The following is a 17,068-nucleotide window of genomic DNA, read 5'->3' as shown; positions in this document are numbered from 1 at the left end:
TTTGGAAGAGGGAGCATAGCGGGCTATGTGACCGATGACAAATTTCAAAAACGGCAAAAAGACAGAGCATAAGAATAGAAATCCTTATTTCCTCAAAATTGGTCAAGCTATTTTTTTACCATTACCTAAAACTCCTGAAAAATTTGCTCTTGTCAAAAACAAATCGTAACTTTACAACCTCAAACTAAAAATTGAATGATATGAAGAAGGCCATTGTTTCATTCGTTTTGTCTTTGATGTTCCCGTTGGTACTTTTCGCCGACGGCTACACCTCATTGTGGAAACAATACAATGAGGCCCAGACCAAGGATTTGCCAAAGACGCAGATCAAGATTCTGAACAAGATAATCGCCCAGGCAAAAGCCGGCAAGAGCTATGGCAACCTGCTGAAAGCGGAGTTTGATAAAGTAGCGACTGCATCGGGCATTTCAGATGAATTGTTCCAGTCAGAACTGTCCGCCTTGAAGAAGGCTGCGGGCGAAGCCTCAGCAGTAGACCCCGCCTTGGCTGCGGTATACAACTGTGCCCTTGGCTGCAGCTATTCTCTTGTTGCTAAAAGTCACTACAAATCTGACAGCAAGAAACTCAGTCGCGAGTATTTCGACAAGGCACTTGCCGATCCCGAAATGCTTGCATCAAAGAAGGCGCTCGATTATGCACCGTTTGTGAGTGAAGGCGTCGACAGCGAGATATTCGGAAACGACCTGCTCAGTCTGGTAGGTTATTACTCAGAGCGTTATGCCCTTCTCAATGACTATTATAACAAGGCGGGCAACCGCAGGGCTTCGCTCGTCACAGCTCTTTGGATGCTTGAAAAGAGAGTCAAGGCCAATCCCGTGAAAAAGGTCATCAAGGGTAATACCTATCTGGCAAGCCTCGACTCCCTGGTGGCTCTTTATGGCGACCTGAAGGAATGTGGCGAGGTGGCAATCGCAAAATACGATTACATGGCAGACTGTCAGGATGTGACGCCGAAACAGAAAGTGGATTATATCATGTTTGCCAAGCAGAAATGGGCAGCTTGGAAAGGTATAAACCGGCTTGAGCGATACTATGCGGAGATGGTGCGGCCGGGATTCGAAATGAATGTAGGAAACACCTATCTGCCGAACCATGAAGACACCCTGAGCATCGAGGCACGCAATCTGAAACATCTAACAGTCAGCCTTTACCGACTGGATACCAAGTCGTATCTCGATGACAGGACAAACAATTTCAACATAGACAAGGCAAAGAAACTCATCATCGCGAAGTCGAAGGTGGTGATTGACCTGCCGGTGGTTTACGAAAACGAATACGACATCAACAAACTCTATGCGAAGCTGCCGAAGATGCAGCCGGGAATGTATTATGTGGTGGTTGAGGCAGACAACAAGAAGCTGAAACCGATAAATGCCGTTTTCACTGTCTCCGATGTATTTGTTGGTAGTCTGCCATTGCCGGGCGACAAGGTGAGATACGCCATCATGAGCGCCACTACCGGACAGCCGCTTGCCGGCGCAAAACTGCAGTTGTGGCGCGACAACAAGGTGATTTCAACGCTGACCGCTGATGAGAAAGGCGAAGTGGTGACGAACAGCCAGGAGCCATACTATGATTGCGTAAGAGCCTATACCGATACCGACAACTATATGATGGGCGAACGCGAGTGGAACAGGTTCAACTATTATGGCGACAAGATTCATCGCAGCGTGGTGTCACTCTTCACCGACCGTTCCATCTATCGTCCGGGACAGACAGTGCATGTGTCTGCCGTGGCATACAAGCAGGAAGGACTGCATTCATCAAAGGTCACGACCGGCGCAGAACTCAAATTCACCCTCTGCGACTCCAACAACAAAGTGCTGGCAGAGAAGAAGGCGACAACCGACGACTATGGCACGGCATCAGTAGACTTCAATCTGCCCGGCAGCAATGTCTTGAGCGGCAGGTTCTCGGTTAGATGCATGGGCAACGGCACTAGATATGCGGCATTCCGGGTGGAAGAATACAAGCGGCCTACCTTTGATGTGAAGTTCGACGAGGTGACCGACGAATACCACGATGGCGACACCCTTGTGGTGGGCGGTACGGCGATGACATTCAGCGGTGTGCCGGTGCCTGGTGCAAAGGTGGCATACGACGTGCAGCGCAGATGCTCCAGCTGGTTCAGGTATTACTATGGGGCGAACAACGATGCCCAGCAGATGCTGACCGACACCGTAATGACCGACTCAAAGGGTAGGTTTGAGGTGCGCATCCCGGTGGTATTGCCAGCTGACTATCAGGCAGACAACGAAGGCTACGATGTGAAGACGCCTGGCAGATTCGTATGGCAGACACGCTATCGCTTCACTGCCACAGCCACAGTGACCGACAACGGAGGCGAGAGCCATTCAGCCGAGACGAGCATCGTGTTGGGATCGAGAGCCACCGAACTGAAATTGGATTTGCCGGAGAAGATGATTAAAGACAGTGTGGCGACAGTTGTCTTCAACCGCTACAATGCTTCTGCAAAACAGATTGACGGAAAGGTGACATACTGGTTCGACTCCCAGACAAAGAAATATACGGCGAAAGCCAATGAAAACATAAAGATAGACTGGCGGAAAACCAGTGGCATACTCTCCGGCAGACACCAGCTGTGGGCAACATGCGGCAACGACACCGTGATGCGTGAGTTCGTGCTCTTCGGCATAGACGACAAGCGTCCGGCAGCCGATACGCCAGACTGGGCATACATATCAAGCAAGGAGTTCCCGAGAGATGGCAAACCGGTTTATGTGCAGGTGGGCACGTCGTGCGACAACACCCTCGTGCGCTATTCCATCATCTCCAACGACAAAGAACTGGAGAGCGGAACCTTCAGTCTGAGCAATGCCGTCAAGACCATCTCGCTTACCTATAAGGAAGAATATGGCGAGGCGGTGCTCCTCAACTATCTGTGGGTGAAGGATGGCAAGGCATACAGCCATAAGTTCACCATCACAAGACCGCTGGAGGACAAGAGGCTCGACCTGAAATGGGTGACCTTCCGCGACAGACTCACACCGGGACAGAAAGAGAAATGGACGCTCAACATCTCGCGTCCGAAAGTGAACGACGTGATAAACAAGCGCAACGCCAGCACTGACGGTCAGAACAACGGTCAGCTTCTGGCTCTGATGTATGACAAGTCGCTCGAACAGATAGTGAAGACCAGCTTCAACTTTAGTCTCAATCTGTTGCAGAACAGTCCCTACACCAGATGGAGAATGTTGCCGGAGATAACAGAAAACGGATTGTCTTCATGGCAGACGATGCCTGTGATGAATGGAAAATCGTTTGATCTCAATACATTGGACAATTCTGTTTCCATACTGAGCTGGAAGCTGATGCTTAATGACAGAAGTGATGACAGGGTTTCACTTCCACTCAGAGTCAGGGGAAGGGCAAAGAATTCCGTTTCCATCCGAGGCGAAGCAGTAGAAGAAACTGCTACTGTATTGAAGGCAAAGGAAGAAAAGGCGAAAACCTTTGACTTTGTTCCGCTTGGTAACGATGCCGCCGGCAGAGGCTCGGCTGGCGTGGAGAATGCCGACGGTGAAGAGAGAGCCTCTGCTGCCGTGCCGCAGATTCGCGAGAACCTCAACGAGACAGCCTTCTTCTATCCTGCCCTCTATGCCGACAAGGACGGCAATGTGGATATAGTGTTCACGTTGCCGGAGAGCGTCACCACATGGAACTTCCGCGGCTTTGCCCACGACAAGGAGATGAACTTCGGAATGATAGAGAGCGAGGCAGTGGCGAGCAAGAAGGTGATGGTGATGCCTAATGTGCCGCGCTTCGTGAGAGAGGGCGACAAGGCTACGATGGCAGCCCGTGTGGCAAATGCCACCGACAAGCCGGTTGCAGCCCTCGTAAGAATGCAGCTCCTCGACCCGGAGACGGAAAGAGTGGTATGCGAGAAGAAGCAGAACGTGACCATCAACGCCAATGCCACTGCAAACGTGGACTTCAGTTTCGAAGCTCAGGGCGACACTCCGCTCCTCGTATGCCGCATCACGGCAGAGGGAAAAGGCTTCAGCGACGGTGAGCAGCATTATCTGCCGGTGTTGCCGAGCAGAGAGAGAGTGATGAATACCGTGCCGTTCACCTTCACCGGCAGCGGCGAGAAGACAGTGGCCATGACTGACCTCTTCCCGAAGGGGGTAGAGGACAAGAAACTCACCGTGGAATATACCGCCAACCCGTCATGGCTCATGATACAGACGCTGCCGTATATCTCGACAGTGGACTACAAGAACGCCATATCCCTTTCAACGGCTTATTATGCCAACGCCCTCGGACGATATATCATGAACCAGTCGCCGGTGATAAAGCAGGTGGTAAACATCTGGAAACAGGAGCCGGCAGGCAGCGACAACAGCCTGATGAGTGCTCTGCAGCGCAACCAGGAACTGAAGACCCTCGTGCTCGACGAGACGCCATGGGTGATGGATGCCGACAACGAGGCTGACCAGAAGAGGATGCTCACCACATTCTTCGACGAGTCGGCGATGGACTACCGGCTGGCTTCGCAGCTCAAAGACCTGAAAGACCTCCAGAATAGCGACGGCTCATGGAGCTGGTGGCGAGGAATGAGAGGTTCGGCAAGCATAACGGCACAGGTGTTGCAGACCCTCGCCCGTCTCAATGTGATGGCAGGCTATCAGAAAGCCACGGCCAAGATGATAGAGAATGGAATGGACTATCTCAGAACAGTCGTGATGAAGGAGTTTGAGGAAATGAAACGTATGGAAAAGAAGGGACAGAAACCGATGATCTGCGACTACCATGCCATACAGTATCTATATATAAACACACTGCTCGGCAAGAATCCTTTCTATGACTCCGATTATGTGGAGCTGAAGAACTATCTCCTCAAATATCTTGAGGCTGACCGCCACCGCGACATCTATTCAAAGGCGCTCATGGCTGTGGTGCTCAATGGAGACGGCAAGGCTAAGAAGGCAAAGGAGTATGTGGAGAGCATACGCCAGTATACGGTGACGAAGCCGGGCATGGGAACATATTTCGACACATGGCATGCCGGATACTCGTGGTTCGACTATCGCATTCCTACCCAGACTGCTGCGATAGAGGCTCTGAAGGCTGTAGACCCTGCCGACACGGAGACCATAAACCAGATGCGCCTATGGCTCCTGCAGAGCAAGCGCACACAGGCTTGGGACACACCGATAAATACTGTAAACGCCGTGTATGCCTTCCTCGACGGCAACTATAAAAAGCTGTCTTCTGACAAGGAGGAATCCATGACGCTTGCCGTAGACGGCAAGAACAAGTCGCTGCCTAAGGCTTCTGCCGGACTGGGATATACCAAGGTGGTATACGACATCGACAAGCAGAACTCTATCACGCTGACCAAGACTGGCGAGGGAACATCATGGGGAGCTGCCTATGCACAGTTCACGCAGGCGGCTGCCGACATCGCCGACAGCAAGTCGGGCATCAAGGTGGTTCGCCAGGTGATGGTTCCGGAAAACGGCAAGGCTGCCAAGGGTGGCGCTCTCAATGTGGGCGACCGCATCGCTGTGCGCATCACCATCACCGCCGACCGCGACTACGACTTCGTGCAGGTAGTAGACAAGCGTGCGGCATGTATGGAGCCAGTGGCGCAGACCAGCGGATACGGATGGGGATACTACTGCACACCGAAGGACAATGCCACCCATTACTACTTCGACCGTCTCTCGAAAGGCGAGCACGTGGTGGAGACGGAGTACTATATCGACCGTGCAGGAAACTACACCGCCGGAACATGTACCGTGCAGTGTGCCTACTCTCCTGAATTCTCCGGCAGGGCCGGTGGCATTGAGCTGAAGATTGTGAAATGATAGTATCGGCACGATTGGATATCAGCCGGTATTGTCAGATAGAATGTCAGATACGACACCATATAGAATAACAGACATATAAAAACAGATATTTAATAGATGAATAACAAAACGATGATATTATCCTTGCTGGCTATGGCGTCGGTTGATGCCATGGCGCAGCGCATAACGGCAAAGAATGAGATAGTAGACTGTGGCAGCGTGATGTATGAAACCCCTGTTACGGTGAAGTTTGAACTCACCAACAAGGGTAGCGAACTGAACATCGACCAGGTGAGGGTGAGCTGCGGATGCACCACGGTGGACTATCCGCGTACGGCAATCCCCAAGGGCGACAGCTTCACTGTTACGGCAACCTACGATGCACGCCAACTCGGACACTTCGAGAAGGAAGTGGCGCTCTTCTGCAATTCCTCCAAGCATCCTTTCTATCTCAAGATGAAAGGAGTGGTGGTGGATGAAATATCTGATTTCACTGGTACCTTCGAACACAAGATCGATGGTATGATGGTGGACAAGAACGATGTGGAGTTCGACGACGTGAACCGTGGCGACTATCCCGTGCAGCTCATCCATATCAAGAACAACACGGGCGAGACTATCAGTCCTGTGGTGATGCATCTTCCGGCTTATCTCACGGCAAGCGTGTCGCCGACCAACATCGCTCCGGGCAAGACCGGCGTTGCCACGCTGAAACTCAACTCCAAGAAGCTGCGCGACTTCGGACTGACACAGACCTCCGTGTTCCTCGCCAAGAAACCGGGCGAGAAGGTGAGTATCGACAAGGAAATATCTGTCTCTGCCGTCTTGCTGCCAGATTTCGACAATATGTCGGAGACGCAGCTCGCCAACGCACCGAGCATAAAGCTCTCTGCCACAGAACTCGATTTCGGTGACTTCGGCGAAAAGCCAAGCAAGACCGAAACGGTGATAATAGAGAACACCGGACGTTCGGTGCTCGACATCCGTTCGATGCAGATGTTCACCACCGGCATGAGCGTGAAGCTCAACAAGACGAAGATAAAGCCGGGCGAACAGGCAAAACTGAAGGTGACGCTGAACAAGAAGCAGCTGCGCAACGCCAGAAGCAAACCGCGTGTGCTGATCATCACCAACGACCCGAAACAGCCGAAGGTGGTAGTGAAAATGAAACTGAAAACACGATAATCTTAATCTAAATACACAGTATGGACCATCCAGAGAACAGTAAAGAATACGTGGGGCTGCAGGTGAACCAAGGTGTGGCGCAGCCCTCCATCATAAACCCATATCTGAAGCGCAGCCGCTTCCAGCGCCGCGAACTCTCCGTTGCCGAAATGGTGGAAGGAATCGTGAAGGGCGACGTCACCGTGCTCTCACAGGCAGTGACCCTCGTAGAGAGTGTCAATCCGGACCATCAGCAGAAGGCGCAGGAGGTGATAGACAAGTGTCTGCCATATAGCGGCAAATCCATCCGCATCGGTATCAGCGGTGTGCCGGGAGCAGGGAAAAGCACGTCGATAGACGAGTTTGGAGTGCATGTCCTCGACCGCACCGGCGGCAAGCTCGCCGTGCTCGCCATCGACCCCAGTTCGGAGCGCTCCAAGGGAAGCATCCTTGGCGACAAGACCCGTATGGAGAAACTGTCGGTAAGGAAGGAGTCGTTCATCCGTCCCAGTCCTACGGCAGGATCCCTCGGCGGTGTGGCACGCAAGACCCGTGAGTCGATAATCCTATGCGAGGCAGCCGGCTACGACAAGATTTTCGTGGAGACCGTGGGAGTGGGGCAGAGCGAGACAGCCTGTCATTCCATGGTAGACTTCTTCCTCCTCATCCAACTTGCAGGAACCGGCGACGAGCTGCAGGGCATCAAGCGAGGCATAATGGAGATTTCCGACGGAATAGTGATAAACAAATGCGACGGCAGCAACGTGGACAAGTGTCACATCGCAGCCACCAACTTCCGCAACGCCCTGCATTTCTTCCCGCCATCAGACAGCGGATGGGTGCCGAAGGTGCTTTGCTACAGTGGTTTCTATGGAACAGGCGTCAAGGAGGTGTGGGATATGATATATGAGTATTTCGACTTCGTGAAAGGTAACGGATACTTTGACTATCGTCGCAACGAGCAGAACAAATACTGGATGTATGAGACGATAAACGAGCAACTGCGCAACAGCTTCTACAACAATCCTGATATTCAGCAGAGGCTGCAGGCATACGAGAACAGTGTGCTGCTCGGACAGAAGACCAGCTTCGCAGCTGCCCGCGACCTTCTCGACATTTATTTCAAGAAACTGTGATGGATAGAAACAACGGAAAAGAGGTGACACAGCATACCCATTCCTGTGGCAATGCGTCGCCTGCGGTAGAGATAGACAGCGGGAGTGGTTTCTGCTTCGGTGTCACCACTGCCATTCGCAAGGCGGAAGAGGAACTTGCCAACGGTGGCACGCTCTATTGTCTGGGCGACATCGTGCACAACAGTATGGAGTGTGAGCGGCTGAAGAAACTCGGACTCGTCACCATCAACCATGATGAGATGGAGCGCCTGCGCAATGTCAAGGTGCTGCTCAGAGCCCACGGTGAACCGCCGGAGACCTATGCCATGGCGGAGCGCAACGGCATAGAGATAATCGACGCCACATGTCCTGTGGTGCTACAGCTGCAGCGTCGCATTAAGAGTCAGTATGACGCCCATGGCGAAGCGCAGATAGTGATATTCGGCAAACCCGGACATGCCGAAGTGCTAGGTCTTGTGGGACAGACCCAGGGCAGCGCCCGCGTGATAGCCCATTTCGACGATGTGAAGACGCTCGACTTCTCCCGCGACATATATCTGTATTCGCAGACCACCAAGTCGCTCGACGAGTTCCACCGCATCATCGACTACATACAATGCCACATCTCGCCCGACGCCACGTTCCGCAGCTTCGACACCATCTGCCGACAGGTGGCAAACCGTATGCCTAATGTCAGCAGCTTCGCCTCGCGTCATGATCTTGTGCTCTTTGTGTGTGGCAGAAAGAGCAGCAACGGCAGGGTGCTCTTCAACGAATGTCTGCGCATCAATCCCAATACACACCTCATTGAGGGACCGGGAGAGATATGCGACGAGTGGCTCCATGGTGCCGCCACGATAGGAATCTGCGGAGCCACGAGCACCCCCAAGTGGCTCATGGAGGAGTGTATGCAGAAGATATTGAATGGCGAACAAGGATAACCCCCGATCTGTCTGATTACTGATTTGGAATAAAGAATAATAGAAGACTCTTGCCCAATGAATCAATCTTGTGTCATATTAGTATATATAATAAAAGGTATGAGACTTTTGCTTAGTCCCATACCTTTTGTCTTCTTCTTAGAATATCTTTATCCCAGCTTTTCCATCGTTTCCTCAAACTTCTGTTTCAGCCATTCTTTCTGTTCGGGGATTGTCATGTTGCTGTTGTCGAGCACCAAGGCATCGTCGGCCTGTTTCAGAGGCGAAGTCTCGCGATGTGTGTCGATATAGTCACGCTCCTCCACGTTCTTCAATATCTCGTTGAAGTCGGCAGCCATACCCTTCTGCTTCAGTTCGTCGTAGCGGCGCTGGGCGCGTACCTCGGCAGATGCCGTGACGAAGATTTTCAGTTCGGCGTCGGGGAATACCACTGTGCCGATGTCTCTGCCGTCCATAACGATGCCCTTCTCCTTGCCCATCTCCTGCTGCTGTCTCACGAGAGCCTGGCGTACGAAAGGCAGGGCGGCAACCGGGCTCACATGGCTCGACACCTCCATCGAGCGTATCTCCTTCTCCACGCATTCTCCGTTGAGATAAGTGTCGGGGCGGCCGGTTTCGGTGTTCAGTCTGAATGATATGTTTATCTCCGGCATCGCCTTCTGCAGGGCTTCGGTGTCTATCGTGTTGTCGGCGGCAAACATGCCGTGGCGCAGGGCATAGAGCGTCACCGAGCGATACATAGCTCCTGTGTCCACATATATATATCCCAAATCCTTGGCGAGGTCTTTTGCCATCGTGCTCTTTCCGCAGGATGAGAATCCGTCGATGGCGATAACGATGCGATTGTTCTTTGCTTCCATTTCTTTCTTTATGGTGTTTTGAGTTTTGTCATTACAGAGAATACGACACGTTGACGAGCAGCGAGTTGGCCGACACGTGGTATTTTGCATATCCCACCTGCAGCTTGAACCTCTCCAGCTGCATTCCGGCTCCGAACGACAGTCCGGCTCCGTGGCTGCTCTTTGAGGCGTCCTCGCCAGTGCCATCGGCTATCTTCATGTCGTGTGCACGACGGAAGTTGTATCCTCCAGCCACATAAAACTGGTCGGAGAGTATCAGTTCCACTCCACACACGAGGTGGTTTATGAAGCTGTAGTCCCAGTGGTTGAGGTCAACGAGCGTTGCCGAGATTCTGAACGGCATGTTTGCAAATCTCTTGCTTGCTCCTATCTGCAGGTCGAGCGGCATCTTACCGTAGTCCTCGTCGTATGCCTTGAACTGTCCGCCGAGGTTCTTGGCCACTGCCGACACTGAGAACTCCGACTCCGGGTCGTAGTAGTTCAGTCCCAGGTCTATGCCAGCCGCCATGGAGCTGTATCCGCCGATATACGATGCAACCCATCTTGCCGTTATACCTCCGGCGAGGTTTTTCGCCAGCATATAGCTGAAGGTTCCTGCAAGTGCAATCTCCTGTGCAGAGAATTCTCCCGTCTGGACGTTGTTCTGGTCAGTTTCCTTCATCTTGCCGTAGTTGATGTATTGTCCCAGAACCGCCCACGATGCCTTGTCGTTTACCACCCTGTTGAATGCCGCGCTTCCCGTTATCGCCCCCTCCATATATGTCATGAAGTTGAGGTTCAGCGTCTTGTCGCTTACCGACGACAGCAGTGCTGGGTTGCTGAACGTGAGCGACGGGTCGTCTTCTATGATGCTCACGTTGTCGCCACCGAGGGCTGCCGCATGAGCGCTCACGGGCAGCCTCAGGAAATTGTATTCCGTCTGGCTCTCCTGTGCGGTTGCCGTGGCGGTCGCCACGATGCTCAGTATGAGGTATAAAAAGATTTTTCTCATTCTTGTCTTTTATGGGGAGTCTGTCCTTGTTTTGCAGTTATGGACAGTTCCTTGGTGATAAATAGGTTGCCGCTCTTTGTCCGTCGGGTCATCCGTCTGCTTATTGGTGCAAAGTTACAGCATCTCAACGTTAAAAACGAAAAAATCCCTTTTATATTGTTTTGAGTCCATTCATTTTCATCAGGTCGGTAGTATGATGCTTCAATCCAAGACGACCTGATGACCGATTCGGGTTTAAAGATGTTATCAAGTTTACTCAGATTTCCCTGTTCTCGGCTCACAACAATCTCATTAACCATTGTTTTCCTTACTTTTCTGCTTTATCCTCATTCATAAAAAACTGGCAGAACTCTCTTAATTGCTGCTGCATTTGCTCCTGTGGTATCAAGATACGCTTATACTCAGCAATCATTGTTGGACTCATGCTGCGACTCATGGCATATTCAACAACCACCTTGTCTGCATCGGGGCATAATATTATGCCAATAGATGGGTTCTCGTTTGAACGCTTCACATCGCGGTCAAGAGCCTCCAGGTAAAACTCCAACTGACCAAGGTCGCGTGGGTGGAACTTTGTTTTCTTCAATTCCACAGCAACGAGAGCTTGAAGCCCACGATGGAAGAACAGTAAATCAGCCTTAAACGAAGAAGCACCGACATTTAAGCGATACTCTTGATCCATAAAGATAAAGTCCTTACCCAATTCAAGAATAAACTGCTTCATGTGTTCTATCAAGTCATGCTTCAGCTTCGATTCGCTATGTTTTTTTGGCAAGTTGAGGAAATCCACGAAGTATGTATCTTTGAACATTATCGGAGATTTGGGATAAGTTTCAAGCAGACCTTTCGACAGATTAGTTTTGTTACTCAATAACGCTGAATATGTATGGTTCGATATACAGCGTTGCAGTTCGCGTACAAACAAATGCTCTTTATGGGCATAAAGAATGTAGAATAACCGTTCTTCTACACTTTTACACCTACACAATATCTCAATATGGTTTGTCAAAGTTGTCAGTGCCAAGATGTCGGGCATTTGTCCAATTTGTGACTGCACAGTTATAGCCTCTCCTTGCTTAAATCCTATTTGTGCAGTTTCCGACTGCACAAATTTATCCGTCATATATTTTCTTATAGCTACAGCAAAAACTTCAGATGAATATTCATCATAAAACATCACCATGTTGTAAATGTTTCTCTTGCTGAAGCCTTTGATATCAGGGCGGTTGGAACGAATATATTCAGACAATTGGGCTACGACTTTACTTCCCCATTCCTCGCTTTTCAGTTTCATTGAAACATAACCTCCAACATACCATGCACAAAGCAGAGATTGTTCGTTGACTGCACGTGACGCCTTACTCCTATGCTGAACTATTATATCCACCACTTCTGTAAAATCTCGCTCTTGGGAAGTTCTTGTCAAATCCTTATTTATGCTCATATTCCTTATTATAACCCGTTGGCGGAATTAATTTAGTGCATATTTAATTCTGCCAATGGACTTTTTATTAATATAGTTTACGTATCACAGAATGGTAGGTGCACTAATATTGCCAATGGTTCTGGCAAGCAAACCATTCGCTATTTCATTCCCCCACAAACTCCTTCACCTTTTCTGTGTATTCTTTGTGGTGGTCGCGGTATGCCATGGCGTGTTCAGAATCCTTGGCTATGAAGATGGCTTTGCGGCCGTGGCGCTTAGCCTCGTAGAGCGGACGGAGCATGGAGTAGGGCACGTAGGTGTCGTCATCGCCGTGGATGAAGAGCATCGGTTTGGTGCTGCGCTCCACCTGCTTTATCTGCTGCGCCTCGTCAAACGACCATCCGTATCTCTGTTGGCAAAGCCAGGAAGTTGTATTCATCAGCGGGAACGACGGCAGCCCGAACTCCTCTTTCAGCTGTCCTGCAAACTCATCCCATACGCTCGTATAGCCACAGTCTTCAACAAAACACTCCACATAATCCGGAGTCTTCTCACCCGCCACGGCCATCGTGGTGGCTGCACCCATAGAGATGCCGTGAATGACTTGCTTTGTGGATGAATACCTTGACGCTCTGAATACATTATTTGCCACTTCCGCCCATCTTATCACGTCCCATCTGTCCTGCCACCCCATCTGTATATGGTCCCCCTCGCTCTGTCCGTGTCCATACAGGTCGGGCAAGAGCACATTATATCCCAAATCGTGGTTGTATAGATAAGCGATGTGTAGCATTCCCTCGGCACGCACCTTATAGCCGTGCACCACAACTGCCGTTTTGTCTGTTGCCTTTGGTGCATAAAGATAAATGGCGTGTGCCTTGTAGCCGGAGGGCATAATGAGGAACGTGTCCTTCACGCAATGGTTCCGGTATATGGAATCCATCCACGCCGTAGTCCACGGACATTCGTTCCGTGTTCTGTTCTTCCAGTGTTCCGCCGTCATGCGTTCCCCTTTCGGATAGCTGAGCGAATAGTCAAGCATATAGCTGCTGGCTCCATACAATGCAAGAACCAACATTACTGCCACCCCCAACGTTATCCATACCTTTATATAACAGGACTTTCTGTTCTCTCTCTGCCTCATATAATACTCTAACTATTTACATATTTATTATTTCGCTTCAAAATTAAGCAAAATAATGGAAATAACATGTAATAAATAAAGAATAAGCGGAACGTTGGCCTGAATAATAAGACCAACGTCCCGCCACCTTATAGAAATTGAGTATAATACAATTATTCTGTTACAGTGAACCATTCATAGTAATCGCCGAAAGTTAGTTTGTTGTTCTTATCCACATTAAATGTAAATGTCTGTCCCAGCACTTAACCCTATACATAATCTTTATCTCAGGAGACTCTCTCATGGTCTGTTCCTCGGCAGGATTGCAACAAATCGTTCAAAACATGCAACAGATGATACGATGAACGATTCGTTTCTGTTTGTGCAACATCCGTTCTTGTTGGATATCAATACATTATATAACTTTGCAGCACTAAAATCAAACAACTAACAAAACCATTAAAACTTATGAGCAATCTATCAAAAGTATTGATTAGCTTCTCACTTCTGGCGATGAGCATTACTGCCAACGCACAGAAAATTAAAGTGAGCGGTGTGGTTACAGACGAAGCTGGTGAAACAGTAATCGGAGCAACCATAATGGAAAAAGGAACGAAGTCGGGAACTATAACAGACTTTGACGGTAACTTCATGCTTGATGCTGACCAGGGAGCAACTCTTGTCATATCTTATGTCGGCTACAAGACAGTGGAAGTTAAAGTACAGCCAAACATGAAAATAAAATTGGCTGAACTTGCCAACAACCTGAACGAAGTTGTCGTAACGGGCTATACAACCCAAAAGAAAGCCGACTTGACGGGTTCTGTATCTGTCGTTTCTACAAAGAATCTGAAATCATCTTCTGACACAGACCCGATGCGTGCCTTGCAAGGACGAGTTGCCGGTATGACCGTTACAACCGACGGTTCTCCTATTGGTAGCGGTAAGGTACGTATCCGTGGTATTGGTTCTTTCAACTCTTCACAAGATCCTCTTTATATTATAGATGGTGTACCTACAAACATGGCACTGAACACTCTCAACACTAATGATATCGAGAGTATGCAGGTGTTGAAAGATGCAGCCTCGGCTTCTATCTATGGTTCAAGAGCTTCAAACGGTGTTATCATCATAACGACGAAGAAGGGAAAGAAGGGTAACAAGGTGGCTGTGGACTTCTCAGCAAACCTTACCGCACAATTCTATTCAAGTCAGTCGAAAATGAAACTCCTCAATTCTGGCGAATATGTTACAGCCATGGCACAGGCAGCTCTCAACGACGGTCTCGACCCTGTTGTCTATGCAGCAAACTATGGCATTGATTTGAATGCACAGAACGGTACTCCTATCACAGTTTGGAATCCGGCAACAAACCAATATCAGAACTATACGATAAACGGAAGGTACGACGGATATATAAACTCAAAGAAGACAATGCGATTCTCTGACACCGACTGGCTGGATGCTATCTCACGTACCGGATTCATGCAGAATTACGATTTATCGGTATCGCATGCCAACGACAAGCACAGCGCAATGTTCTCTTTAGGATACAAGAATAATGAGGGCGTATTGAAATATACTGATTTCCAGAATATCTCAGCAAGACTGAATACTTCATGGAATCTGAACAAGATGCTTACTGTTGGCGAGAATCTCACTCTTACTTACACATCGCAAGTAGACTGCCACCCTATGGAGAATGCGTTGAAGATGCCTTCTATCGTTCCTGTATACGAGGAGAACAGTAAGGTTTTCGCAGGTCCTGTTGGCAGCATGTCCGACCGCCAGAACCCTTGCCGCGAGCAATACGACAACCGTAACAATGATCTCGACTACTGGCGCATATTCGGCAATGCATTTGTAGAACTGAAGCCTATCAAAGGATTGACACTCCGCTCAAACTTCGGTTTGGACTTCAAGACATCATTCATCAATGCGATGACAAACACTTTCCATTCTGACATCGTAAGGAATGATATTGCCAAAACAACATTGAGCAACAATAACGAGACCAACTGGACTTGGTCTAACACTGCGCAGTATGTAAATAAAATAGGTAAGCACAATTTTGACATCCTCGTCGGTAGCGAAATGTCTAAACAGTCTGTTATTGATTTCTCTGCCTACTCTGAAGGATATGCCCTGGAAGACAAAAACTATATGTGGCCAAATGCTGCAACTGGAACTATGACCAATAGCGGTGCTAAGTTTGGCTATCGTCTGGCATCATTCTTCGGAAAAGTGAACTACAACTGGGATGATCTTCTCCTTGCATCTTTTACTATCCGCTACGACGGTTCTTCACGCTTCGGCAAGGCTCACCGCTGGGGTACATTCCCTGCTGCATCTCTCGGCTTCCGCTTCTCTAATCTGTTGAAAAAGGAATGGCTTGACGATGCAAAGCTGCGTCTGTCATGGGGACAGACAGGTAATCAGGCAATCGACAACAACGCACAGTTTGGACTTTATGTCGCTGACTACGGATTGGACCGCGTTACATCTACAGCCTACGACCTGTTCTTGCAGGGTTCCGGCACTTTCCCTTCAGGTTACCGCGCCACACAACTTGCAAACCCTAATTTGAAGTGGGAATCGGCAACACAATACAATGTCGGTGTTGACTTCACGATGTTCAACAACAGTTTCTACGGAACTGTCGATGCTTATATCAAGAATGTGAAGGACATGCTGATTAATCCTGCATACCTCGGTGCAACGGGCGAGGGTGGCAACACTTGGAAAAACGGCCCGTCGCTCCGCAACTGTGGTATGGAGTTCAGCTTGGGCTATCGCACAACACTTGCTAACGGACTCGGAATCGACGTCAACGGCAATTTGGATTTCTTCCGCAACAAAGTAACTTATCTGCCTTCATCTACAACGGGTGCTTATACTCATACTACAAAAGAAAATCTCGTACAGAGCGGCAAGTCATACGGTTCTATCGTTGGATATGTAGCTGACGGAATATTCCAGACTCAAGAGGAAGTAGACAAGTCTGGACAGCCAAACGCACGTGTCGGTGGACTGAAATACAAGGATTTGGATCACAGTGGCAGCATTAATGCCGACGACCAGACTTGGATTTACGATCCAGTGCCAGCATTCTCTTACGGACTGAACATTGCTCTCAACTACAAGGGATTTGATTTCAGCATGTTCTGGCAGGGTGTTTACGATCAGGACGTCTACAACAACCAGAAGTTCCAGACCGATTTCTGGGCTGTTAACGACCCTGGCTCAAACAAGGGAACACGTCTGCTGAACGCATGGAACACAAACAATACAAGTTCGTCGATTCCTCGCTTGAGCACAATGAATACTGCAGATGAGGGCAGGGCTTCTTCATACTTCGTGGAGAATGGTTCTTACCTGAAGCTCCGCACTCTGCAGATTGGATACAATATACCTAAGAGTGTTTTGTCAAAAGTCAAGATGTCAAGTGCACGCATTTATGTTTCCGGACAGAATCTGCTTACTATAAAGAGCAAGAGCCTGACATGCTCCGACCCTGAGAATCCTGACTGGAATTATCCTTTGGCAACATCATTGTCGTTTGGACTTCAAGTTGGTTTCTAATACAAATTGCAGAATTATCATTAAGACAT

General features: G+C 49.4%; 9 protein-coding genes. 5 read left to right on the top strand and 4 right to left on the bottom strand.

All coding sequences use genetic code 11. The features are described 5' to 3' along the window. The first annotated feature begins 200 nt into the window (after window positions 1-200). The 4 genes from ST42_RS10245 to ST42_RS10230 all read left to right on the top strand — a co-directional run bounded on the left by ST42_RS10245 (window position 201) and on the right by ST42_RS10230 (window position 9,057). On the top strand, window positions 201-5,855 hold the full coding sequence (locus tag ST42_RS10245; protein WP_044073444.1) for an alpha-2-macroglobulin family protein: 5,655 nt from the start codon (window positions 201-203) through the stop codon (window positions 5,853-5,855). Between the two features lie 99 nt (window positions 5,856-5,954). Then, window positions 5,955-7,022 (top strand): DUF1573 domain-containing protein, encoded by a 1,068-nt coding sequence (locus tag ST42_RS10240; RefSeq protein WP_042518441.1) that lies wholly within the window; start codon window positions 5,955-5,957, stop codon window positions 7,020-7,022. Between the two features lie 20 nt (window positions 7,023-7,042). After that, complete coding sequence (meaB, locus tag ST42_RS10235; protein ID WP_022317432.1) at window positions 7,043-8,137, top strand: methylmalonyl Co-A mutase-associated GTPase MeaB; 1,095 nt, start codon at window positions 7,043-7,045, stop codon at window positions 8,135-8,137. After that, window positions 8,137-9,057, top strand: coding sequence for a 4-hydroxy-3-methylbut-2-enyl diphosphate reductase (locus tag ST42_RS10230; protein ID WP_022317431.1), 921 nt, complete (start codon window positions 8,137-8,139; stop codon window positions 9,055-9,057). The genes meaB and ST42_RS10230 overlap by 1 nt, the downstream gene beginning before the upstream one ends. A 149-nt stretch (window positions 9,058-9,206) precedes the next feature. On the opposite strand, the gene cmk is transcribed toward ST42_RS10230, so the two are convergent. From cmk to ST42_RS10205, 4 genes are all read right to left on the bottom strand, one after another. Beyond that, window positions 9,207-9,917 carry a (d)CMP kinase gene (gene cmk / locus ST42_RS10225; protein ID WP_044073443.1) on the bottom strand — a complete coding sequence of 237 codons (711 nt, stop codon included), beginning with the start codon at window positions 9,915-9,917 and terminating at the stop codon, window positions 9,207-9,209. A gap of 31 nt (window positions 9,918-9,948) precedes the next feature. Further along, window positions 9,949-10,908: a type IX secretion system protein PorQ gene (gene porQ, locus ST42_RS10220; protein ID WP_044065090.1), complete on the bottom strand. Its 960-nt coding sequence runs from the start codon at window positions 10,906-10,908 to the stop codon at window positions 9,949-9,951. 307 nt (window positions 10,909-11,215) lie between these two features. Then, window positions 11,216-12,352, bottom strand: a complete 1,137-nt coding sequence (locus ST42_RS10210) for a PDDEXK nuclease domain-containing protein (protein WP_022317428.1) — start codon at window positions 12,350-12,352, stop codon at window positions 11,216-11,218. A 145-nt stretch (window positions 12,353-12,497) separates the two neighbouring features. Further along, complete coding sequence (locus ST42_RS10205; RefSeq protein WP_044073441.1) at window positions 12,498-13,412, bottom strand: alpha/beta hydrolase; 915 nt, start codon at window positions 13,410-13,412, stop codon at window positions 12,498-12,500. Between the two features lie 513 nt (window positions 13,413-13,925). Here ST42_RS10205 and ST42_RS10200 point away from each other — a divergent pair. Then, window positions 13,926-17,039, top strand: coding sequence for a SusC/RagA family TonB-linked outer membrane protein (locus ST42_RS10200; protein ID WP_044073440.1), 3,114 nt, complete (start codon window positions 13,926-13,928; stop codon window positions 17,037-17,039). Window positions 17,040-17,068 lie beyond the last annotated feature (29 nt).

It is taken from the genome of Prevotella pectinovora (genome assembly GCF_000834015.1).
GTDB classification, from domain to species: Bacteria; Bacteroidota; Bacteroidia; order Bacteroidales; family Bacteroidaceae; genus Prevotella; species Prevotella pectinovora.
This window is presented reverse-complemented; position numbering and strand designations above follow the sequence as displayed.

What these genes read in the sequence shown, in the direction of transcription:
- ST42_RS10230 (WP_022317431.1), top strand. Translation starts at nt 8,137, where the DNA reads ATGGATAGAAACAACGGAAAAGAGGTGACACAGCATACCCATTCCTGT.
- ST42_RS10200 (WP_044073440.1), top strand. Translation starts at nt 13,926, where the DNA reads ATGAGCAATCTATCAAAAGTATTGATTAGCTTCTCACTTCTGGCGATG.
- ST42_RS10210 (WP_022317428.1), bottom strand. Translation starts at nt 12,352, where the DNA reads ATGAGCATAAATAAGGATTTGACAAGAACTTCCCAAGAGCGAGATTTT.
- cmk (WP_044073443.1), bottom strand. Translation starts at nt 9,917, where the DNA reads ATGGAAGCAAAGAACAATCGCATCGTTATCGCCATCGACGGATTCTCA.
- ST42_RS10205 (WP_044073441.1), bottom strand. Translation starts at nt 13,412, where the DNA reads ATGTTGGTTCTTGCATTGTATGGAGCCAGCAGCTATATGCTTGACTAT.
- meaB (WP_022317432.1), top strand. Translation starts at nt 7,043, where the DNA reads ATGGACCATCCAGAGAACAGTAAAGAATACGTGGGGCTGCAGGTGAAC.
- ST42_RS10240 (WP_042518441.1), top strand. Translation starts at nt 5,955, where the DNA reads ATGAATAACAAAACGATGATATTATCCTTGCTGGCTATGGCGTCGGTT.
- porQ (WP_044065090.1), bottom strand. Translation starts at nt 10,908, where the DNA reads ATGAGAAAAATCTTTTTATACCTCATACTGAGCATCGTGGCGACCGCC.
- ST42_RS10245 (WP_044073444.1), top strand. Translation starts at nt 201, where the DNA reads ATGAAGAAGGCCATTGTTTCATTCGTTTTGTCTTTGATGTTCCCGTTG.